General features: G+C 62.2%; 14 protein-coding genes and 4 pseudogenes. 7 read left to right on the forward strand and 11 right to left on the reverse strand.

Annotation, left to right across the window (positions count from 1 at the left end; genetic code table 11):
• The first annotated feature begins 204 nt into the window (after positions 1-204).
• From gltB to ACO07W_RS11585, 5 genes and pseudogenes are all read left to right on the forward strand, one after another.
• Positions 205-4,788: a glutamate synthase large subunit gene (gltB, locus tag ACO07W_RS11565; RefSeq protein ID WP_421843312.1), complete on the forward strand. Its 4,584-nt coding sequence runs from the start codon at positions 205-207 to the stop codon at positions 4,786-4,788.
• The gene (locus ACO07W_RS11570) at positions 4,781-6,256 is read left to right on the forward strand and encodes a glutamate synthase subunit beta (RefSeq protein WP_421843314.1); all 1,476 of its coding nucleotides are present in this window, start codon (positions 4,781-4,783) and stop codon (positions 6,254-6,256) included. Before gltB ends, ACO07W_RS11570 begins: the two co-directional genes overlap by 8 nt.
• Before the next feature lie 666 nt (positions 6,257-6,922).
• Positions 6,923-8,425 carry a group II intron reverse transcriptase/maturase gene (gene ltrA, locus ACO07W_RS11575; RefSeq protein WP_421840437.1) on the forward strand — a complete coding sequence of 501 codons (1,503 nt, stop codon included), beginning with the start codon at positions 6,923-6,925 and terminating at the stop codon, positions 8,423-8,425.
• A gap of 346 nt (positions 8,426-8,771) precedes the next feature.
• Positions 8,772-9,203: a hypothetical protein gene (locus ACO07W_RS11580; RefSeq protein ID WP_421843316.1), complete on the forward strand. Its 432-nt coding sequence runs from the start codon at positions 8,772-8,774 to the stop codon at positions 9,201-9,203.
• A 22-nt stretch (positions 9,204-9,225) separates the two neighbouring features.
• Positions 9,226-9,939 (forward strand): annotated as a pseudogene (locus ACO07W_RS11585) (PHP domain-containing protein); the annotation flags it as partial.
• On the opposite strand, the pseudogene ACO07W_RS11590 reads toward ACO07W_RS11585, so the two are convergent.
• A pseudogene (locus tag ACO07W_RS11590) lies at positions 9,885-11,159 on the reverse strand (IS256 family transposase). The pseudogenes ACO07W_RS11585 and ACO07W_RS11590 overlap by 55 nt on opposite strands.
• Before the next feature lie 127 nt (positions 11,160-11,286).
• Here ACO07W_RS11590 and ACO07W_RS11595 point away from each other — a divergent pair.
• Positions 11,287-11,697 (forward strand): annotated as a pseudogene (locus ACO07W_RS11595) (PHP domain-containing protein); the annotation flags it as partial.
• Positions 11,698-11,707: 10 nt separating this feature from the next.
• Here the strand turns inward: ACO07W_RS11595 and dinB are convergent.
• Complete coding sequence (gene dinB / locus ACO07W_RS11600) at positions 11,708-12,925, reverse strand: DNA polymerase IV (protein ID WP_421843318.1); 1,218 nt, start codon at positions 12,923-12,925, stop codon at positions 11,708-11,710.
• Between the two features lie 24 nt (positions 12,926-12,949).
• Positions 12,950-13,615, reverse strand: coding sequence for a TetR/AcrR family transcriptional regulator (locus ACO07W_RS11605; protein WP_421843320.1), 666 nt, complete (start codon positions 13,613-13,615; stop codon positions 12,950-12,952).
• Between the two features lie 77 nt (positions 13,616-13,692).
• On the opposite strand from ACO07W_RS11605, the gene ACO07W_RS11610 reads away from it, so the two are divergent.
• Positions 13,693-15,162 (forward strand): flavin-containing monooxygenase, encoded by a 1,470-nt coding sequence (locus tag ACO07W_RS11610; RefSeq protein WP_421843322.1) that lies wholly within the window; start codon positions 13,693-13,695, stop codon positions 15,160-15,162.
• A gap of 34 nt (positions 15,163-15,196) precedes the next feature.
• Here the strand turns inward: ACO07W_RS11610 and rraA are convergent, their stop codons facing one another.
• The 8 genes and pseudogenes from rraA to ACO07W_RS11650 form a co-directional block, all read right to left on the reverse strand.
• Complete coding sequence (rraA, locus tag ACO07W_RS11615; RefSeq protein WP_421843324.1) at positions 15,197-15,670, reverse strand: ribonuclease E activity regulator RraA; 474 nt, start codon at positions 15,668-15,670, stop codon at positions 15,197-15,199.
• Positions 15,671-15,676: 6 nt separating this feature from the next.
• Positions 15,677-16,150 carry a nucleoid-structuring protein H-NS gene (locus tag ACO07W_RS11620; protein WP_421843326.1) on the reverse strand — a complete coding sequence of 158 codons (474 nt, stop codon included), beginning with the start codon at positions 16,148-16,150 and terminating at the stop codon, positions 15,677-15,679.
• Between the two features lie 108 nt (positions 16,151-16,258).
• The gene (locus ACO07W_RS11625) at positions 16,259-16,828 is read right to left on the reverse strand and encodes a hypothetical protein (RefSeq protein ID WP_421843328.1); all 570 of its coding nucleotides are present in this window, start codon (positions 16,826-16,828) and stop codon (positions 16,259-16,261) included.
• Positions 16,829-16,854: 26 nt separating this feature from the next.
• Positions 16,855-17,511, reverse strand: a complete 657-nt coding sequence (locus ACO07W_RS11630; protein WP_421843330.1) for a DUF6474 family protein — start codon at positions 17,509-17,511, stop codon at positions 16,855-16,857.
• A gap of 126 nt (positions 17,512-17,637) precedes the next feature.
• On the reverse strand, positions 17,638-18,036 hold the full coding sequence (locus ACO07W_RS11635) for a transcriptional regulator (protein ID WP_421843332.1): 399 nt from the start codon (positions 18,034-18,036) through the stop codon (positions 17,638-17,640).
• 499 nt (positions 18,037-18,535) lie between these two features.
• A pseudogene (locus ACO07W_RS11640) lies at positions 18,536-19,207 on the reverse strand (TMEM165/GDT1 family protein); the annotation flags it as partial.
• A 266-nt stretch (positions 19,208-19,473) separates the two neighbouring features.
• Positions 19,474-20,016 carry a peptidase gene (locus tag ACO07W_RS11645; RefSeq protein ID WP_421843334.1) on the reverse strand — a complete coding sequence of 181 codons (543 nt, stop codon included), beginning with the start codon at positions 20,014-20,016 and terminating at the stop codon, positions 19,474-19,476.
• Between the two features lie 211 nt (positions 20,017-20,227).
• Positions 20,228-20,851 carry a superoxide dismutase gene (locus tag ACO07W_RS11650; protein ID WP_421843336.1) on the reverse strand — a complete coding sequence of 208 codons (624 nt, stop codon included), beginning with the start codon at positions 20,849-20,851 and terminating at the stop codon, positions 20,228-20,230.
• Positions 20,852-20,940: the final 89 nt, after the last annotated feature.

The raw sequence follows: 20,940 nt of genomic DNA on the forward strand, positions 1-20,940 counted from the left end.
TTTGTCATATCGTTTTACGACTTGTCGAAACCGGTTACCGGGCCACCGTTCAGCGCTGCACGGACGAATCCCTGACTGGGTCAGCTTCGCTGGCGGAGAGCCCCTCGGCAAGACCGAAGGACGTCGCCCGCAACCTCCGGGGTGCGGCGCCGTCGGAGCCGTTGATGAGGCCGCGTAGACAGTCTGTTGAAGGGTTAGGTGGGTATGACGCCCAAGCGCGTCGGGCTGTACAACCCCGCATTTGAACACGATTCGTGCGGGGTAGCAATGGTCGTCGACATGCACGGCCGGCGTAGCCGCGACATCGTGGACAACGCGATCACCGCGCTACTCAATCTTGAGCATCGCGGTGCGCAAGGCGCCGAACCGCGTAGCGGTGACGGTGCCGGCATCCTGATCCAGGTCCCAGACGAGTTTCTTCGGGAGGTCGTCGACTTCGAGTTGCCTTCCGCGGGCAGCTACGCCACCGGGATCGCGTTCCTGCCCCAGTCGTCCAAAGACGCCGCGGCCGCGTGCGCGGCAGTGGAGAAGATCGCCGAAGCCGAGGGCTTGCAGGTGTTGGGCTGGCGTAACGTGCCCACCGATGATTCGTCGCTGGGTGCGCTGGCGCGCGACGCGATGCCGACCTTTCGACAGGTCTTCATGGCCGGGGCATCCGGGATGGAGCTGGAGCGGCGGACCTACGTCGTTCGCAAACGTGCCGAGCACGAACTTGGTACGAAAGGTCCGGGCCAGGACGGACCAGGCCGGGAAACGGTGTACTTCCCGAGTTTGTCCGGCCAGACCTTCGTATACAAGGGCATGCTGACTACCCCGCAGTTGAAGGCGTTTTACCTTGATCTGCAAGACGACCGGCTGACTAGCGCGCTGGGCATTGTGCACTCGCGGTTTTCCACGAATACGTTCCCGTCCTGGCCGCTGGCGCATCCCTTCCGGCGGATTGCCCACAACGGGGAGATCAACACCGTCACCGGTAACGAGAATTGGATGCGCGCCCGCGAGGCGCTGATCAAGACCGACATCTTCGGGTCGACAGGCGACGTGGAGAAGTTGTTCCCGATCTGCACTCCCGGCGCCTCTGATACCGCGCGCTTCGACGAGGCGCTCGAACTCCTGCACCTGGGGGGCCGCTCGCTGGCCCACTCGGTGCTGATGATGATCCCCGAGGCCTGGGAACGCCACGAGTCGATGGACCCAGCGCGGCGGGCGTTTTATCGGTATCACGCTTGTTTGATGGAGCCGTGGGATGGCCCGGCGTCGATGACGTTCACCGATGGCGTCGTCGTGGGAGCGGTGCTCGACCGCAACGGCCTGCGCCCGTCCCGGATCTGGGTGACCGACGATGGTTTGGTGGTCATGGCGTCCGAGGCTGGGGTGCTGGATCTGGACCCGTCAAAAGTGGTCCGCCGGATGCGGCTGCAGCCGGGCCGAATGTTTCTGGTGGATACCGAACAGGGCCGCATTGTCTCCGATGAGGAAATCAAGGAAGAGCTGGCGGCCGAGCGGCCCTATCAGCAATGGCTCGACCAAGGCTTGATCCCGCTCGAGGATCTACCGCAGGGAAACTACGTTCGGATGCCCCATCATCGGGTTGTTCTGCGGCAGTTGGCTTTCGGCTACACCTACGAAGAACTCAACCTTTTGGTGGCACCGATGGTCCGCTCCGGGGCCGAGCCACTCGGGTCGATGGGCACCGACACTCCCATCGCGGTGCTCTCACAGCGTCCCCGGATGCTGTACGACTATTTCCAGCAGTTGTTCGCGCAGGTGACCAATCCGCCGCTCGACGCCATTCGTGAAGAGGTGGTGACCAGCCTGCAGGGCACGACCGGGGGAGAGCGTGACCTGCTCAACCCGGACGAGGCATCGTGCCAGCAAATCCTGCTGCCGCAGCCGATTCTGCGTAACTTTGAGCTGGCCAAGCTGATCAATCTAGATCCCGACGTGGAGGTCAACGGACGCCGGCATGGCATGCGCTCCAAGGTGATTCGCTGCCTATACCCGGTCGCGGAGTCTGGATCGGGGCTGGCTGCTGCGCTCGACGACGTGCGTCAGCAGGCTTCGGCGGCGATCGCCGACGGCGCGCGAATCATCATCTTGTCCGACCGCGAATCCGACGAGTTGATGGCACCGATACCGTCGCTGCTCGCTGTTGCGGCCGTGCACCACCACCTGGTTCGGGAACGCACCCGCACCCACGTCGGTCTGGTGGTCGAGTCCGGTGACGCTCGCGAAGTGCACCACATGGCGATGCTGCTCGGTTGTGGAGCGGCGGGCATCAACCCGTACATGGTGTTTGAGTCCATAGCGGACAAGCTCGACCGCGGGGTCATCGACGGCATCGACCGTGAGACGGCGCTGACGAACTACGTCAAAGCGGCCGGTAAGGGTGTCTTGAAGGTCATGTCCAAGATGGGTATCTCGACGTTGGCCTCCTATACCGGTGCCCAGCTGTTTCAGGCAGTGGGCATCTCGCAGGAGGTGCTCGACGAATACTTCACCGGCCTGACCTGCCCGACCGGCGGGATCACGCTGGACGACATCGCTGCCGACGTCGCGACGCGTCACTCACTGGCCTACCTGGATCGACCGGGCGAGCGCGCGCACCGTGAGCTCGAAGTAGGCGGGGAATATCAATGGCGTCGAGAGGGCGAATACCACCTCTTCAACCCCGAAACTGTCTTCAAGTTGCAGCACTCCACTCGGACCGGTCAGTACGAGATCTTCAAGGAGTACACGCGTCTCGTCGATGACCAGAGCGAGCGGATCGCGTCGCTACGTGGTCTGCTCAAGTTCCGTCCGGGTCTGCGTCCTCCCGTTCCGCTGGACGAGGTTGAGCCCGCCAGCGAAATCGTAAAACGATTCGCGACCGGCGCAATGAGCTACGGTTCGATCTCCGCCGAAGCCCACGAAACGCTGGCGATTGCTATGAACCGGCTGGGCGGCCGGTCGAACAGCGGTGAAGGCGGAGAACACGAGAACCGGTTCGAACCCGATGCCAACGGTGACTGGCGGCGTAGCGCGATCAAGCAGGTTGCGTCAGCGCGGTTCGGAGTTACTTCGCACTACCTGACCAATTGCACCGACATTCAGATCAAGATGGCCCAAGGGGCAAAACCCGGCGAAGGGGGCCAGCTGCCTGGGCACAAGGTCTACCCGTGGGTTGCCGAGGTTCGACACTCGACCCCCGGCGTCGGGTTGATCTCGCCGCCGCCGCACCACGACATCTACTCGATCGAAGATCTGGCCCAACTGATTCACGACCTGAAGAATGCCAACCCGTCGGCGCGGGTACACGTCAAGTTGGTCTCCGAAAACGGGGTAGGCACGGTCGCGGCCGGTGTCTCCAAGGCGCACGCTGACGTGGTGCTGATCTCGGGGCATGACGGCGGCACCGGGGCTACCCCGCTGACCTCGATGAAGCACGCTGGGGCGCCCTGGGAGTTGGGCTTGGCCGAGACGCAGCAGACGTTGTTGCTCAACGGGCTGCGCGATCGGATCGTGGTCCAAGTCGACGGCCAGCTCAAGACGGGCCGCGACGTCATGATCGCCGCGTTGCTCGGCGGTGAGGAGTTCGGCTTCGCTACCGCCCCGCTGGTAGTTTCTGGCTGCATCATGATGCGGGTTTGCCACTTGGACACCTGCCCGGTTGGCGTAGCCACCCAGAACCCGGTGCTGCGAGAGCGGTTCACCGGGAAGCCTGAGTTCGTGGAGAACTACTTCATGTTCATCGCCGAAGAAGTTCGCGAATATATGGCGCAGTTGGGGTTCCGCACGCTCAATGAAGCTGTCGGCCAGGCGGGTGCGCTGGATACGACGCTGGCGCGCGCGCATTGGAAAGCCCACCGGCTGGACCTGACTCCGGTGCTGCATGAGCCCGAGTCAGCGTTCATGAACCAGGATCTGTACTGCAGCTCAAGCCAGGATCACGGTCTGGAGAAGGCGCTCGATCAACAATTGATCGTGATGTGCAGAGAGGCACTGGATTCCGGTAAGCCAGTCCGTTTTTCGACGGCTATTGGCAACGTCAACCGAACGGTCGGAACGATGCTCGGCCATGAGTTGACGAAAGCCTATGGTGGCCAAGGTCTACCAGACGGAACGATCGACATCACGTTCGAAGGATCTGCCGGCAACAGCTTCGGCGCCTTTGTGCCCAAAGGGATTACATTGCGGATCTACGGTGACGCCAATGACTACGTTGGTAAAGGGCTGTCCGGCGGGCGGATTGTGGTGCGCCCATCGGACAATACGCCACAGGACTACGTAGCCGAGGACAACATCATCGGGGGCAACGTGATTCTGTTCGGCGCTACCAGTGGAGAAGCTTTCTTGCGTGGTGTGGTGGGCGAAAGATTCGCGGTGCGCAATTCCGGGGCCCACGCAGTAGTCGAAGGTGTGGGTGATCACGGTTGTGAGTACATGACCGGCGGCAGGGTGGTGATCTTGGGTTCCACCGGCCGAAACTTCGCCGCCGGCATGTCGGGCGGCTTAGCTTACGTATACGACCCCGCCGGAGAGTTGCCGGCCAATCTCAACGCCGAGATGGTCGACTCCGAGAGTCTTGATGAGGATGATGTGGACTACCTGTACGGCACAATCCAGGCCCACGTCGACGCCACCGATTCCGCTGTTGGTCAGCGGATCCTGGCTAGTTGGCCGGATCAGCAACGGCACTTTGTGAAGGTAATGCCGCGCGACTACAAGCGAGTATTGCAGGCTATTGCCGAAGCCGAGCGTGACGGCACGGACGTCGACGAGGCAGTTATGGCGGCCAGCCGTGGCTGACCCGACGGGCTTCTTGAAGTACACCCACCGCGAGCTGCCACAGCGACGACCAGTGCCGCTGCGGCTGCGCGACTGGAAAGAGGTCTACGAGGAATTCAACGACGAGACCTTACGTCGTCAGGCGACTCGTTGTATGGATTGCGGTATTCCGTTCTGTCACAACGGATGTCCGCTAGGCAATCTGATTCCGGAATGGAACGACTTGGTACGCAATGATCGCTGGCACGATGCGATCGAGCGGCTGCACGCGACCAACAACTTTCCCGATTTTACCGGCCGGCTGTGTCCGGCGCCCTGCGAGCCCGCGTGTGTGCTTGGGATAAACCAGGATCCGGTAACGATCAAACAGATCGAGCTGGAGATCATCGACAAGGCGTTCGATGAGGGCTGGGTAAGGCCGCTGCCTCCTCAGCAGCTGACCGGAAAGACGGTTGCGGTGGTGGGTTCGGGCCCAGCGGGTTTAGCTGCCGCGCAGCAGCTCACCCGAGCCGGTCACAGCGTGACGGTCTTCGAGCGAGACGACCGCATCGGTGGGCTGCTGCGCTACGGGATTCCTGAGTTCAAGATGGAAAAGCGTGTTCTCGACCGGCGGCTGGACCAGATGCGGGCCGAAGGCACCGAATTCCGACCCGGCGTCAACGTCGGAGTCGATATCACGGCCCAACAGTTGCGCGCTGACTTTGATGCGGTTGTCCTGGCGGGCGGCGCCACAGATTGGCGCGAGTTGCCCATTCCCGGGCGCGAGCTGAATGGCATCTACCAGGCGATGGAATACCTGCCGTGGGGTAATCGGGTGGCATCGGGCGAGTTTGGCGATACTGCGTTGAGCGCCAACGAAGAGCCGCCTATCACCGCCAAAGGCAAGAAGGTCGTCATCATCGGTGGCGGCGACACGGGGGCCGACTGTTTAGGCACCGTGCACCGCCAGGGCGCCGTCCGGGTGCACCAGTTCGAGATCATGCCGCGTCCCCCGGACACCCGAGCCGAATCGACCCCGTGGCCGACTTACCCACTGATGTACCGGGTCTCCTCGGCGCATGAGGAAGGCGGGGAGCGGGTGTTCTCGGTCAATACCGAGGAGTTCGTCGGTCAGAACGGTCATGTCAGTGCACTCAAGGTGCACGAAGTGCAGATGCAGGACGGCAAATTCGTCAAGGTCGAGGGTTCCGACTTCGAACTCGAAGCCGATCTGGTTTTGCTGGCGATGGGATTCGTTGGTCCGCAGAAGGCTGGCCTGCTCGCCGATCTCGGGGTGACGTTAACCGACCGCGGAAACGTGGCTCGCGGCGATGACTTTGACTCCTCGGTTCCTGGGGTGTTCGTTGCTGGTGATATGGGTCGTGGCCAGTCACTGATCGTTTGGGCGATTGCTGAAGGACGGGCTGCGGCGGCGAGTGTCGACCGGTATCTGATGGGCTCAAGCGCACTACCGGCCCCTGTGAAGCCCACTGCCGCACCGCTCCGCTAGTCACAATTGTCACTGTGGTCGCACCGCAGTAACATCCTTATGGTTGCTCGGCGCGTCGTCACCCGTTTGCCAGGACCGGGGTGTCTAATAGCTGACTGTGGGATTCATCACATCTGAAGTTTGAGTTGCACAGATCGACTGCAGGAGTGTTCACTGTGTTTATGAACCCAGTACCCCGGTCGCGAGTGGGGCGAATCGCCTGGTCATGGTTCCGTCACCCAGTGAAAAGTCGCGAGTTTCCCGCCCGGCGCGAGCGCCTGGTGACCGCTGAAGAATTGCTACGATTCGGGGTATGGTGCGTCCTGAAAGTTGGATTGGGCTAGCGGGTGGGAGTCCCGTCTCGGTAGGTACCGGAGCGCCGGGTAGCAGGCCCCGGTTCGTTGTGGAGACACGGCGGGCTGAGCGGGGTGTCGAAAGCCTCTTCGGAGGGAGCAAGTGCGCGGGCCGTAGCGTCAAGCGAACTCTGCAGCCTCGTCAGATTCACAACGGGAGAGCCGAGCCGCTCATATCACGGCGAAGGCCATGTCTGGTGAGCCCTGGTCCGGGGTTAGCTCACCGGGTCTTTCCGGGGTATGGGAGGCGGCACGTGCACATAGTCTGGTTCGGAACAGGAGAGACCCGTCTGCTCAGCCTGCGTCGGGCAAAGACCGCGGGTATAAGCCGATGGTGAAATCTCGTGGAGGGCAGCGGGAGTCCGATGGGGTCGTAGTACCGCTGATCGGCGTGCAACATAACGCGCCGGGAGGAAAGGACCCCAACTTTGATCACGCGCGTGACGGAGGTAAGCGTGAGGGCATGACCGAGGTGTCTCGGTCCAACCACCCCGGCAGGCTATGGCCTGTCGTAGCCGACGACGAGCCGTTGCAGGCGTCGCCGGTGAAAGTGCGACAACTGCAACGCGCGCTATGGACTGCGGCCAAGCAGTCTGAGGGTCGGCGTTTCCACGCCCTGTATGACCGTATCTACAGGGGTGACGTCTTGTGGGAGGCGTGGGAGCGGGTGTTGAGGAACAAGGGTGCGGCTGGGGTGGATCGTGTCACCGTGGCTGCGGTGCAGGACTATGGCGTGGACCGCATGTTGCGTGAGTTACGTCAGGACCTGCGCCGGGGTGTGTACCGTCCGGCGTTGACACGCCGGGTGGAGATCGCTAAACCCCGTGGCGGTAAGCGGCCGTTGGGGATTCCCACGGTTCGAGACCGGGTGGCCCAGGCGGCTGCCAAGATCGTGTTGGAGCCTGTTTTCGAGGCGGACTTCTTGTCGTGCTCGTATGGGTTTCGTCCGAGGCGTTCGGCTACTCAGGCGATGGAGCGGTTGCGTACCGGCTTCATCGCGGGTCAGGTGTTTGTGGTCGAGTTTGATATCGCTGATTTCTTCGGCGAGATCGACCATGACCGCCTGCTGGAACAGGTGGCCAGGCGGGTGTCGGATCGTCGGGTGCTCAAACTGCTGCGTCTGTGGCTGCAGGCAGGAGTGTTGGTTGATGGGGTGGCCCAGCGGACGGTCGCTGGCACCCCGCAGGGCGGGGTTATTTCCCCGCTTTTGGCCAACATCTTCTTGCATGTGCTCGATACCGAACTGACCCGCCGCGCGGTGGGTGAGTTGGTGCGCTACGCCGATGATGGTGTGGTGTTGTGCCGCAGTGCGGCACAAGCCGAGCACGCCTTGGTCTTGGTTGGAGAAATCCTGGCTGGGCTGGGATTGCGGCTACATCCGAATAAAACGAAGGTAATCGATCTGCGGGACGGCCGTGAGGGCTTGGATTTCCTGGGCTGTCACTTCCGGGCGCGCATGTCGGGGCGGTTGTGGGAGCAGCGCCGGATCGTGCGTTACTACCTGCACCGTTGGCCGAGCCGCGCAGCGATGAAACGACTACGTGAGAAGGTTCGTGGCCTGACTGGGCGCTCGCGCGCAGGTCTGGACATTCGGACGATAATCGTGTCGTTGAATCCGATCCTGCGGGGCTGGGGTAACTACTTTCGTACTGGCAACGCCGCGGTCAAGTTCGGGCAGATCGACGGGTATGTGTGGTGGCGGTTGTTTCGCCTAATGGTGGCAAAGCGTGGCCGTAACCTGCGTGCTGGTCAAGCCGATCAATGGACCGAACAGTGGTTTAACGAACACGGCCTGCACCGGCTTCGCGGCACCATCCAATACCCGAAGGCCGCGTAACCATGTCCAGAAGATCATCGGTAAGCCGTGTGCGGGAAAACCGCACGCACGGATTGAAAGGGGAATGGGGAAACAGGCCCGCAACGCGGGAACTGCGCCCCTGACTACCAATGACGATCGGACGCTCTGTGCGCTCTGTGGTGTGTAGCGAATTTGCTCAGCTATATCGATTTGTTATCTAAAAGGGCATAGTCCGAGACCGCGAACATGAACTCAGCGTCTCGGCTTGATCTCGGTTCGCTACAAGCTGGCGCCAGCTGGTGTGGCGCCATGCGGCTCTCCAGATGAATCGTGCGGGCAGTACGGTAGGCGCGCGGCTGTTTCCGTAACTACACTTGAGCCAACTATGGGCTGCCTTCTCGGAAGCGATACGAAACTCACTCTGCTAGCGGCTGGCCTGATATTCATGCTGGCACTGATGCTAGGGGTGCTGAAGTACTGGCAGATTGTGGTCAGTGACGAGTCTCGGGCGCACCCGTACATCGATATCGCGCACCGTGCAGCGCTGCTGTACTCGTTTGCGACATTGCTGATCGCGATCTTTGTCGAACTCAGCGCATGGTCGGTGGGGGTGAACCTTGTCGCGGCGATGGTGGTGGTGTTCTTCTTCGTCAGTGCCATCGCCAGCTATATCTTCCACGGCATCCGGCGCGATACTGCCAACCAGTTTGAACATCCAACGCGCGCACTAGAATTGGCGATGGTATTGCTTATCGTTGGTGAAATTGGCGGATTCGCAGTAATTTTCCTTGGATTCGTGGTTGGTCAGCTGTTGTGATCTTTCCGGGGACGCCCAAACCGTGGATCCGATAGCTGCACTGCGTCGTATCGCCTACTACAAGGATCGAAGCCGCCAGGATCCTCGGCGGGTCATGGCCTATCGGCGTGCGGCCGACATTGTTGAGAGTCTTGACGCGGCTACGCGGGAACGCCATGGCCGCGACAACAGTTGGCAGTCGCTGCCGGGCATCGGCCCAAAGACTGCCCGAGTGATCGAGCAAGCCTGGTCCGGGCGCGAGCCGGACATGCTGACTGAATTGCGTTCTGCAGCGGCCGATCTTGGCGGCGGCGAGGTGCGGACCGCCCTCCGCGGCGATCTGCACCTGCATACGAATTGGTCGGATGGGTCGGCGCCAATCGAAGAAATGATGGCAACGGCGGCAGCGCTGGGCCATCAGTACTGCGCACTGACCGATCATTCACCACGGCTGACGATCGCCAACGGCCTTTCTGCAGGCCGGCTGCGCAAACAGCTCGACGTGATAGACGAGTTGCGAGATGCGTTCGCGCCGATGCGAATCCTCACCGGGATCGAGGTCGACATCCTCGGCGACGGGAGTCTTGACCAGGAACCCGCACTGCTCGACCGCCTCGACATCGTGGTGGCTAGCGTGCACTCGAGGCGGTGGCGTCTTAGGACTGGTGTAAAAACGCTGGGCGCATGTTCCTGGTGGTCATGTTACGCGGCGGTGGTGTCGGTCGTGGTTGTTGTGGTGGGGGGATGCAGTGGGCGGGGTGGCTCGAGCAGTTGGTGGCGTAGTTCTTGGAGGTGGCGGCTGGTCGCTGATGTTTGGGTGACTCCGCGCCAGCCGCGGCTGGCGCGGTCGAGGACGGCCCATACCAGCGACAGACAGCTGGTTTCGCCGGGTAGGCGGCCGATGACCTTGACCCGGCGACGGGATTCTCCGAAGGTGCGTTCGATGAGGTTGGAATGGCGGATGCGTGTCCAGTGTTGGCGGGGGAAGCGCAAATGCACGCTCAGCGAGGCGAAGTCGTTGGCCAGGCAAGCGACCGCGGCTGGGTAGAGCCCGCGGTATGTGGTGGTGAACTCCTCGGCGCGGCGGGTGGCTTCATCCACGGCCTGCTGGCCGGGTGGCTGGTCAATGTCATCGAAGATCGACCAGAACGCGGCTTTGATCTCGTCCTGGACCGCGACAGGTGTCTTGGCGATGACGTTACGGCAGCGATGGATCAGACACCGCTGACGCAGGCTTGCCGGAAACGTGGTCTCCCATGCGGCGATCAGGCCCGGCGCCCCGTCGGAGATGCCCAGTAGCGGCGGGCGTAGTCCCCGGTTCCTCAGGTCAGCCAAGAAGCCGGCCCACGCATCAGCCGACTCCGCTGCGGCTGGGGCCAGCCCAATAAACAGGGGCTTGCCGTCGGTGCAGATGCCCCAGGCGGCCAGCACCGGCTCGGCCGGGGCGTTGGGATGCATCCGAAAGTTCGAGGCATCCAAGAACAGGTAGTCCAACACCAGCTCATCAAGGCGTCGAGACGACCACGCAGCGAACTCGTCTTTGATGGCCGCACAAATCCGGCTCACCGTCGAGCGCGACAACGCCGCCTACGAGCCCAGCACCTCGGCCAACGCGGCCTCGATGTCGCGATCCGACAAACCGCGCACCCATCCCGAAATCACCAACGCCTCCAGAGCGTGGGTGCGCGTCACCCCGGCACCGAATAGCCGCGAACAGAACCGCTCGTCGGTGTCGCGTAGTTTCGGGCGGCATAATTCGACCGAGCCCATCGTGGTCTTCACCGTCGCCGGCGGTTGATACCCATTGCGGTACCCGCCCGGGCCGTCCTGAACCCGACGCTGGTGACGGGCTCGGCCCAACACTGCTTCTACCTCGGCCTCCACGGCGACCTGAAACACCAGACGCACCGATAACCGCCCGACCTCCTCCAAAATCTCGGTCAACGGCCGCTCGGTCGCGGCGAACAACTGATCCATCTCAACACGCACACGCTCAATCGGCGATACTCGCTTGGTCACGGGCGTAGCCCCTCCTTCATAGCTTTCGTCGGTTGCGACGGAACCTACGCCCGTGACCATTTACACCAGCGATGAGACGCGACCCTCGAGGCTGTCGATGGATTCTGCGACGATGACCCGCCGAATGCTGCGCGCCGTTACCAGCGGCCGGGCTAACGTACTGGGCCATTGCACGGGCCGGCTGGTGGCCGGCGATCGCGGCATCCGGCCCGAATCCAGATTCGATGCCGAGGCGGTGTTCACCGCCTGTCGCGACCACGACACCGCGGTGGAAATCAACTGTCGTCCGGAAAGACGTGACCCGCCGACCCGATTGCTGAATCTCGCTTTGGATATCGGCTGCGTCTTCAGCATCGACACCGACGCGCATGCGCCCGGGCAGCTGGATTTCCTGGGATATGGCGCACAGCGCGCACTGGACGCGGGAGTGCCCGTGGCCCGGATCGTCAACACTTGGTCTGTCGATGAGCTGCGGTCGTGGGCGGCGTCTACTTAGGCGAGTCCGGCTAGTCCGGCAGGCGGGGCATGTCCGGGCTGGCGGCGCGGCCGATCAAGACCGCACGCGTCAGCGCGGATTTGCCATAGCGACGACGAATCCGGTCGGCTACCGCGTCGATAGCATCAGGGTAGGGCGGTTGCCTGTGCGCCTCGCTGAATGGCAGCACCAGTTGTTCGTGCCCGCTGCGGTCGATGTCGGAGACGGCGAAGCCGATCAGGGTCAATCCGCACCGCTCGATGGCCGGCGCAGCTGATGCCAGCAAGCCACGGGCGGCCGTGAGGATGGTCTGTGTCGAGGATGTCGCGGCAGCAAGAGTGCATGCCCGGGTAGCCCGACTGAAGTCGTCGAACCGCAGCCGTAGCAAAACGGTTCGCCCAGTGCACCCCGTGGCGCGCATTCGGGTGGTGATCTGGTCGATCAACGCGATGATCAACGCATCGATGTCGGCTGGCGACAGTGTGTTGCCGGCCCGGCCTAGTGCTCGTTGCGCACCTATCGAACGGCGACGCACGCCGGTGGTCACGCGGCGACTGTCGCTGTTGCGGGCCAGCCCGTGTACCCGGCGGCCCATGGCCGAGCCCAACATTGATGCCAGCGCCGATTCGCTGAGCTCGGCGACGTCGGCGACGGTCCGGATGCCGTGTCCACGTAGCTTGGTGGCGGTCTTCGCGCCCACGCCCCATAGTCGATGCGTCGGCAACGGCTTCAGGAAATCCAGTTCTTGATCAGGCGGCACCAAAAGCAAACCGTCGGGCTTGGCTTCCTGGCTGGCCACTTTGGCGAGGAATTTGGTCCGGGCGACCCCGACAGTGATCGGAAGTCCGACGTGGTCGCGCACTTCGGTGCGTAGCCGCGCTCCGATTTCCAGCGGAACTCCCGAAACCCGGCGCAGCCCGCCGACATCGAGAAATGCCTCATCCACTGAGACCGGTTCCACCATTGGTGTACAGGCACGAAAAACCTCGAACACAGCCTCGCTGGCTTGTGCGTAGGCAGCCATACGCGGCGGCACCACCACGGCATGCGGGCACAGCCGGCGTGCCTGCGCCCCGGACATCGAGGTGTGCACGCCGCAGGCCTTGGCTTCGTAGCTGGCCGCCAGCACGACCCCGGCGCCGACGATCACCGGGCGCCCACGCAACGCCGGTTCGTCGCGCTGCTCAACGGACGCATAGAAGGCATCCAGGTCGGCGTGCAAGATGGGCGTCGTAGGCCGCACGAACACATGCTCGCATCGGCTACCGACACGCTACTGCGATAAACCCTCTGCGTAGATGCTGCTGACCCAAATGTGGGCCAACGTGTCCAACACGTGGGCTTCCGGGACGCACGGCTGCTCAGCGGTGAACGACGCAAAAAGCGTTCGCTCGTTCATCAGATTGAGCGCGGTGGCCAACTCGTGAGCCGGAAGGGTATGCGGTGCGGCGCCTCTATCGCGTTCAGCATCGATAACTTCGGCGGTGTAGGTGATCCACTTCGCCATGAATGTCGACCACAGTTCCCGGACTTCGACACTCGTAGCCCTGGCGGCCTGACCGGCCCGAGTTACCGCTTTGTGCGACCCAAAGGTTTCGAAGAAAACGTTGATTCCGTTGCGCCACATCGATCTTCCGTCGCTATCGGCTTCGGAGTCGGGGGCTTCGATCAGGGTTTCCAGCGCGGAGTCGGCTTCGTTGACCACGCGGTCCATCAGAGTGAGCAGCACGGCTTCTTTGGAAGGGAAATAGAAATAGAACGTTGGCCGCGAAATGCCGGCGCCTTTTGCGAGATCGTCGACCGAGATGTCGGATAACGCACGGTCTTCCAGCAGGTGCTCTGCCGTGGCGAGGATCGCGAGTTCGCGATCGTCGCCGGATGGTCGTGCGCTGCGCCGACCTCGGTGCAACGAGGTCGAGCCGGCGGCAGAGGGGGTCACGCCGGGAAGCTTACTCCATGTCGAGAGTCCCAACATACCGTTGACTTAATCAACACTGCGTTGATACCTTTGCGGACATGCCTGAACACCTCGATGTCGTGATCGTTGGCGCCGGCATTTCTGGCGTCAGCGCGGCTTGGCACTTGCAAGACCGTTGCCCCACCAAGAGCTACGCGATCCTGGAAAAGCGACAGGCCATGGGCGGCACCTGGGATCTGTTCCGCTACCCGGGCATTCGCTCCGACTCCGATATGCACACGCTGGGTTTCCGCTTCCGGCCATGGACTGAGCGCAAAGCGATTGCCGATGGCGGGCCGATCCTGAAGTACGTCAGGGAAACCGCGGCTATGTACGGCATTGACAAGCGCATTCGATTCAACCAGAAGGTCATCAGCGCTGACTGGTCCAACGCGGAGAATCGATGGACCGTGGTGGTCGAACACGGCGGCGCTCAGAGCACCATTTCTTGTTCGTTCCTCTTTTTGTGTAGCGGTTACTACAACTACGACCAGGGCTATGCGCCGACGTTTCGCAGCTCGGATGACTTCACCGGTCCTATCATCCATCCGCAGCACTGGCCAGAGGACGTCGACTACGCCGGCAAGAACATTGTTGTCATCGGCAGTGGCGCCACCGCGGTCACCCTTGTTCCGGCCTTGGCGAACTCGGGTGCCAAACACGTGACGATGCTGCAACGCTCACCTACCTACATCGTGTCTCAACCAGACCGAGACGCCATCGCCGAGAAGCTCAACCGGTGGTTGCCTGACAAGATCGCATACTCCTTGGTGCGGTGGAAAAATGTCCTGCTGGATATCGCGGTGTACCGAGCCTGCCAAAAGTGGCCGCAGCGGATGCGGAAATTGTTCATGGGTTCCGCCCAGCGCCAACTACCTGATGGCTACGACGTTCAGACGCATTTCGGGCCGCACTACAACCCCTGGGAACAGCGACTATGCCTTGTTCCCAACGGCGACTTGTTCCGCGCGATCCGGCGTGGACGCGTCGAGATGGTCACCGACACGATCGATAGATTCACCGCTAACGGAATCCGGCTGGACTCGGACCGCGAACTACCGGCTGACATCATCATCACCGCAACCGGATTAAACCTGCAGCTCTTTGGCGGCGCGATCGCTAGCGTGGATGGCCAGCCAGTGGATCTGACCAAGACCATGGCCTATAAGGGAATGATGCTTTCCGGGATTCCCAATATGGCCTACACCGTTGGCTATACCAACGCATCGTGGACGCTAAAGGCCGACCTGGTGTCGGAGTTCGTCTGCCGTCTGCTCAATCATATGGATGCCCACGGCTTCGACAGCGTGGTTGTGGAGCATCCGGGTTCAGCCGTCGCCGACCGGCCATTTATGGAGTTCACTCCAGGCTATGTGCTGCGCTCGATCGACAAGTTGCCAAAACAGGGCTCGCGCACGCCGTGGCGCCTCAACCAGAACTACCTGCGCGATATCCGGCTGATCCGGCGCGGCAAGATCGATGACGAGGGCCTCCGGTTCGCCAAAGTGCCCGCTCTGGCCCGGATCTAACGGCAGGAGCGGCCAGCCAGCTTCAGACACTTCCTCAGACGACAACAATCCCGTCGTCGTCGCTGTAGACCGTCTCGCCGGGAGCAAAACTCACCCCGCCTAAAGCAACGACGACGTCGCGTTCCCCGCTTCCGGTTTTGGTGCTCTTGCGCGGATTGGTACCTAGCGCTTTGATGCCGATATTGATGCGACGCAGCGCGGCGGCATCGCGCACTGCGCCATGTACGACAAGCCCGGCCCAGCCGTTAGACCGGGCCAATTCGGCGATAACGTCACCGACCAAGGCGGTGTGCAAGGAGCCGGCGCCATCGATGACCAGCACACCGCCGGCACCCGGCTCGGCAAGAACCGACTTCAGCAGGGCATTGTCTTCAAAGCACCGCACGGTGCTGATGGGCCCGGCGAAATCCGTCCTGCCGCCGAATTGACGGAACTGAAGGTCACAACTACGCACATCGGGCCCGACGGCATCAACGATATCGGCCGTCGGTCTAAACGAGGCGGTCACCAGGGTTCAGCGTCGCCGCAATTGCCTAATCAATAGCATCGCCAACAAACTGAGTGCGACAGCGACCAGCACCGGAACCCGGGAGTGGCTCTCGGATACGACCGGTATGTCTTGTGGCAGCGGATTATTGGCTTCGTCCACCGTCGACTTCGCTTGCGCGGCGGCATCCTTGGCCGCGGCGAGCTGGCCGTTGGATTCGATTCGCTTGCGCACCTCGACAGCGGGGTCAGCCGACGTGGAGGACGTTTCCGCAGTGCTCTTGCTGGGAGCCTTCTTCGCAGCCGCCTTCTTAGCCGGTGCCTTTTTGGCTGCTGCCTTCTTCGCTGGTGCCTTTTTGGCGGGCGCCTTTTTGGCGGGCGCCTTTTTGGCCGCCGTTTTCTTGGCGGGTGCTTTGGCGGCCTGCTGAGCGGGCTGCTGTTCGGCCGGCGGCTGCGATGCAGTGCCGGGTTCGCCGTCGGGTCGATCCTGCGGTTCTGTCATGCGACCGCTCCTTTGCAGCTCTATCGTCGAGTATTAGGTCGCGAAACACTTCGGTCCCATCATGCCAGGGCCGGCTGCTAGACCATCCGGGGTGATCGGGACTACCAGCTAGGGCCGGCGCCGCATCGCCCATAAAGCTCCCGCGCCGACCGCCGCGATCGTCCCGAGCGCGAAAGGCCACGCGGGCATATCATCTTCGGTGTCGTTGGCCGCGACCACCGATCCTGGCTTTCCGATGCCGGGCACCGCAGGCAGCAATGAGCGAGAGCCGGACATTGCGCCGTCATCCGCTGACGTGAAATGCTCGCGTGCCGCGTCGTCTCCGGTTGACGACCCCAGCGGTGGCGCGCCCGTGCTGGCGAGTGCGTGGGATGGCTCAGCCGCAAACCGAATGCTGTTCTTGGCTTCCACGATTGCCGTCACCGCAACCGGCGCTTGCGGCTGTGGTTTGACGGCCGCGTTGATCTGGCCAGGGCAGATTGTCAAGGTAGTGCTGTCAGTGGCCGTCGCGGTCAAGCGCGTGGCTTGGGCGGATGCCGCTTCCGCGCTCCCCGTCGCGGTTAGCGCCAGCGCCGCCAATAGCAGCGTCACCCAGGCCAAAGGTTTGCGGTGCGGCGCTAGCCCCAGGCCGAGCCACCTGCGGTACGACGACATGTCAGGCTCTATTCCACGTCGCATACATCGGGCTTGTCCTTTCATGGTGGCTAGCCCAGTCCGAGCCGTGCCATCAGGTCGGCCTCGATACCGTCGAGCTGCGACGAGATTGCCGAATGAGCGGTCCGGCGCCGCTGGGCAGGCATGTGTTCGGCAGCTGTGATCGCAGCCGACAGGTCGGCGAGACGGTCGGTGAGGGCCGACACGAATTGCTTGGTCTCGGCGTCTTTCGGGTTGTTCTCTCGCACTATCGCAAGCGATTGCTCCGATCCGGCAACTCGGGCCGATAGCCGTGCGCCGTGCGCCGAAAACTGACCGATCTGAGTCAGTGGAATCCCAAGCCGGTCAGCCCGACGCTGGTCGATCAAGCCGCGAACGGCCATAGCTACCCGGTATATGACTGGCACAAGTATTGGTGCGAGCAGCCGAGAAACGGTCAAGGTGCGGCGAATCCGCGTCGGTGATAGCAACGTGCCTTCGCGGGCTGCCTTCAGGCCGGTCTCGGCAACCTTCTGCGCCGTCCGGTTGCTGTCTCGCTGGGCCTTTAGCTGAGCTTTGAGCGCCTTCTCGTCGGAGCGCCGTGCCGCTTTGATGCGGCGAGCTTCGTTCTTGGCCGAAAGCCTGGCCTCTAGTTTGGCGCGAGCCTTGATCGCCCGAGCCTCAGCGCGACGCGTCGCACGGCTTTTTCGTTTGCGGAACAGGCCCATTCCCGGCCGCCTCCCGGTATCTCGTGGACTATCGCGGTGCGTGCACGAACGTTGCGCCAACTTTAATCGGAATGGGCCGTCCGCAGCTCGCCAGGTCAAGCCGAACCGGTTCGATGGCAGGGCGGCCTAGGCGTCGAGCCGCTCCGCGCGGCGCAATTCGTCGATCTGATCCACGATCGCCTGCTGCGCCTGGGTCGACAATCCGTACGCCCGGACCGCGATGCGACGTACTCCGTCCTCACGCATCGTGGCCAGCCAGAGCAACTCCTTGTCGAGCTTCTCGTAGTAGTCGTCGTCGGTGAAGTAAGCCGACTTGATGCGGAAAAAGTTGGCCAGAGCGGTCATGGTCGAAGTCGATGGGTTAGTGCGGTTGCCGGAGCGTAGCTGTGAGAGGTAGGGAGCAGACATCGTCACACCCTCCGCCTTGAGTGCCGCAATCACCTCCGCGGAGGTATGCGGCCCGCGTGCTGGCGGGTATACCGTGTCAAACAAACGGTTTAGACGGGCAGCGAACGTCGTGCTCATCGATATGACCTCCACCGGGTGCTATGAGCGAACGATTATCTGTTGTATTTGCTGATCATGGTAGCGACTGTTGGTGTTCACACCAAGTGCAAACCTGAGCGGATTAAGTACCGTCCTGCGCGGCGGCCCGCCGAGACGCCCTGGATGAGCTTCCAACCGTTTCGCTGAGGTGTCCACAATATGAATGGATTTCACAGGTTATCCGCAGAATGCGACGTAGCGCCGCGTGTGGCAGCCGGTTGCCAGGATAGTTGGCGAAGGACTTAGGCGGGCGGTGTCGGGCGAGGACACACGGCTTTGGGCAACTAACACACAACGAATTCTTGGCCGGAAATTCCTTTGCTGTCGGGCTCTACGCAGTCGGCGGTGAGCGATCGGCAACACGGTCCGCGCGCCGGTGAAGCTGATCGGGACCGCCGGGCGGGCATTGCGGCCACGAGGTGGCCGCAGGAGGGTGCCGCGGCGGCGACGTACGGGGTTTTTCCGGTGCTTGCGTCCCCATGGCGGCACCGTCGAAGAGTTTGCGCCATTGCCACCAAATGGCACCGGCCGCCGCGGCCAGCACCATCGCCGCGGTGACTGCGATGGCAACCGAGCGCCAGCCCAGTGCGCCGTCGAACAGCATCCATACACCGAACAGCAGGAACAGCAGGCAGGCTAGGACGTGCAGCAGCCGCTCGGGAAGTCGTTGATTGAGTAGTAGCCCGACAGCAATCGCAAGGCCGTCGGCCAAAACCATGCCGAGTGTGGTGCCGATCCATACGCCGGCCCAGTTGTGATCGCTCGCTAGTGAAACCGTCGCCAACGTCGTCTTATCGCCCAGTTCGGCCAGGACGAACGACGACACCACCGCGAGCAGCGCGAATCGAGGTTCACGTACAGCCACAACGTCGCTGTCATCGTGGGCGGCACCCTCCCGCCAGGCCCACGCGGCAAAAACCAAGAAGGCGATCGCCGATGCGAAAGCCATCGGGCGTGCTGGCAGCGTCGCGCCGAGAAAGTGACCAACTGCCACCGAAATGCCGTGCACGGTGAACGCGGCTATCGCTACCCCGGCCAGCACTACCCACCAGCGGTAGCGCAGCGCATAGGTCATCGCGATGAGTTGGGACCTGTCGCCAAGTTCGGCGAGGAAAACGACTCCGAGACTCAATAGCGTGGCGGCGAGCATGGTGAACGACCTTTCGACGCACGCGCAGTGATCGGCTGGATCGATTCGGTCACTACACATCGGTCGAAGGTCTCGCCCACCGTCGGTCTCGCACGGTTCGCCGGCCGGGCTGTTCGCCAGTATGTCGACTCGACGATTTGGGGCTACTCCCCTTCGCTAACGTCCCCAGGCTAGCGGGCACATCGTTGTGTCCGCTAGAGCAACGACGAAGTTCGGATAGCCGAAATTAGTGATTCGAGGTCTCAACTAACCATTTTCGTATTGCGTTATGCCGCAAGCAGCATCGCCAATACGGCAGTATCGGGATCGCTAATCGGATCGACGCCTACCCGGCTCACCATAGATGTGACGGTGCCGTCGGCTTCGGCCTCAACCCAGGCCGCCCGATGCTCCAATCCCAGATACGGCAACCCCGGCAACAGCACGCACCCCGACGCTGCCCCGTTGCATTCCGGCAGTGAGGGCGTGGTTTCGGAGGGCGGATGCAACATCAGCAGTGCAGGTGGCTGATGTTCAGCGAAATACCCTGGCTGGATGGCGGATTCGCCGCATACCGTGCCTTCGGCAAGCACTAAGCCAACGGTGCCCGGCTCAGGTTCGTCAGGCAACTCTTCGCGCGCGCCGAACACTGTTGTGGTGGAGAGCAATCCGGGTAGCGATGCGACGCGAACCGCAATCATCAGCAACTGGGCCCACTCTTTGGTGGAGTCGGGCCATCGCCCGGAGATCACAAATCCTTTCAGGGCGCCACGTGCATGGAAAGGGGCTACCCCTATCGGCCCCAGAGGCCGATCCGACCCGGCGTCCATTTCTACCTCCGCAGCGCCTCCGTGGAAAACAACGACACTGGTAGTTCGAACTTATGGTAGCGCGAATAACTAAGCAAGAGCGCGGTTTACGCGCAGTGCAAGCCGAAATGCCCCCCGGCGGCAGCGTTCACAAAGAGGCAACATAACGGCTCGGCAATGACGAGGGCGCCGCGCGGAATCGCGCGGCGCCCTCGGCCGGTACGGGATCTACTCAGCCGAATATCAGCCCTTTGGTCTGCGAGGTCGCGGCCGCATAGCGTGACTGCACATCGGCCCAGTTCACGACGTTCCAGAACGCCTTCGCGAAGTCGACTTTGACGTTCTTGTACTGCAGGTAGAAAGCGTGTTCCCACATGTCGAGAAGCAACAGCGGGACGATGCCGAGCGGGAAATTGGTCTGGTGGTCGTATACCTGAAAAATCAGCAGTTTGTTGCCGAGCGTGTCCCATCCGAGTGCCGCCCACCCGGAGCCTTGTACCGTGGTCGCGGCCGCGTGGAACTGCGCACGGAACTTGTCGAATGATCCGAATGCGTCATCGATGGCTGCGGCGAGTTCGCCGGTCGGCTTATCGCCACCGTTCGGCGACAAGTTCTTCCACCAAATGGTGTGGTTGACGTGACCACTCAGGTTGAACGCCAGGTTCTTCTCGTTCAGCAAGATTGCCGAGTGGTCATCCTTAGCGCGCGCCTCCTCAAGTTTGCCAATGGCGTCGTTGGCGCCTTTGACGTAGGTCGCGTGGTGTTTACTGTGGTGAAGTTCGTTGATCTGACCCGAGATGTGGGGTTCTAGCGCTGCGTAGTCCCAGTCCAAGTCGGGCAGGATGTATTCAGCCACGGTATTCCTTCCTTCGGTGATTGTCTGTGCGTCGTTGGCGCGGCTCCTGCCGCGCGGTGGGCTGGCGGGATCAACTCTATGACTGCGCA

This window comes from Mycobacterium sp., from assembly GCF_965230835.1.
GTDB lineage: Bacteria > Actinomycetota > Actinomycetes > Mycobacteriales > Mycobacteriaceae > Mycobacterium.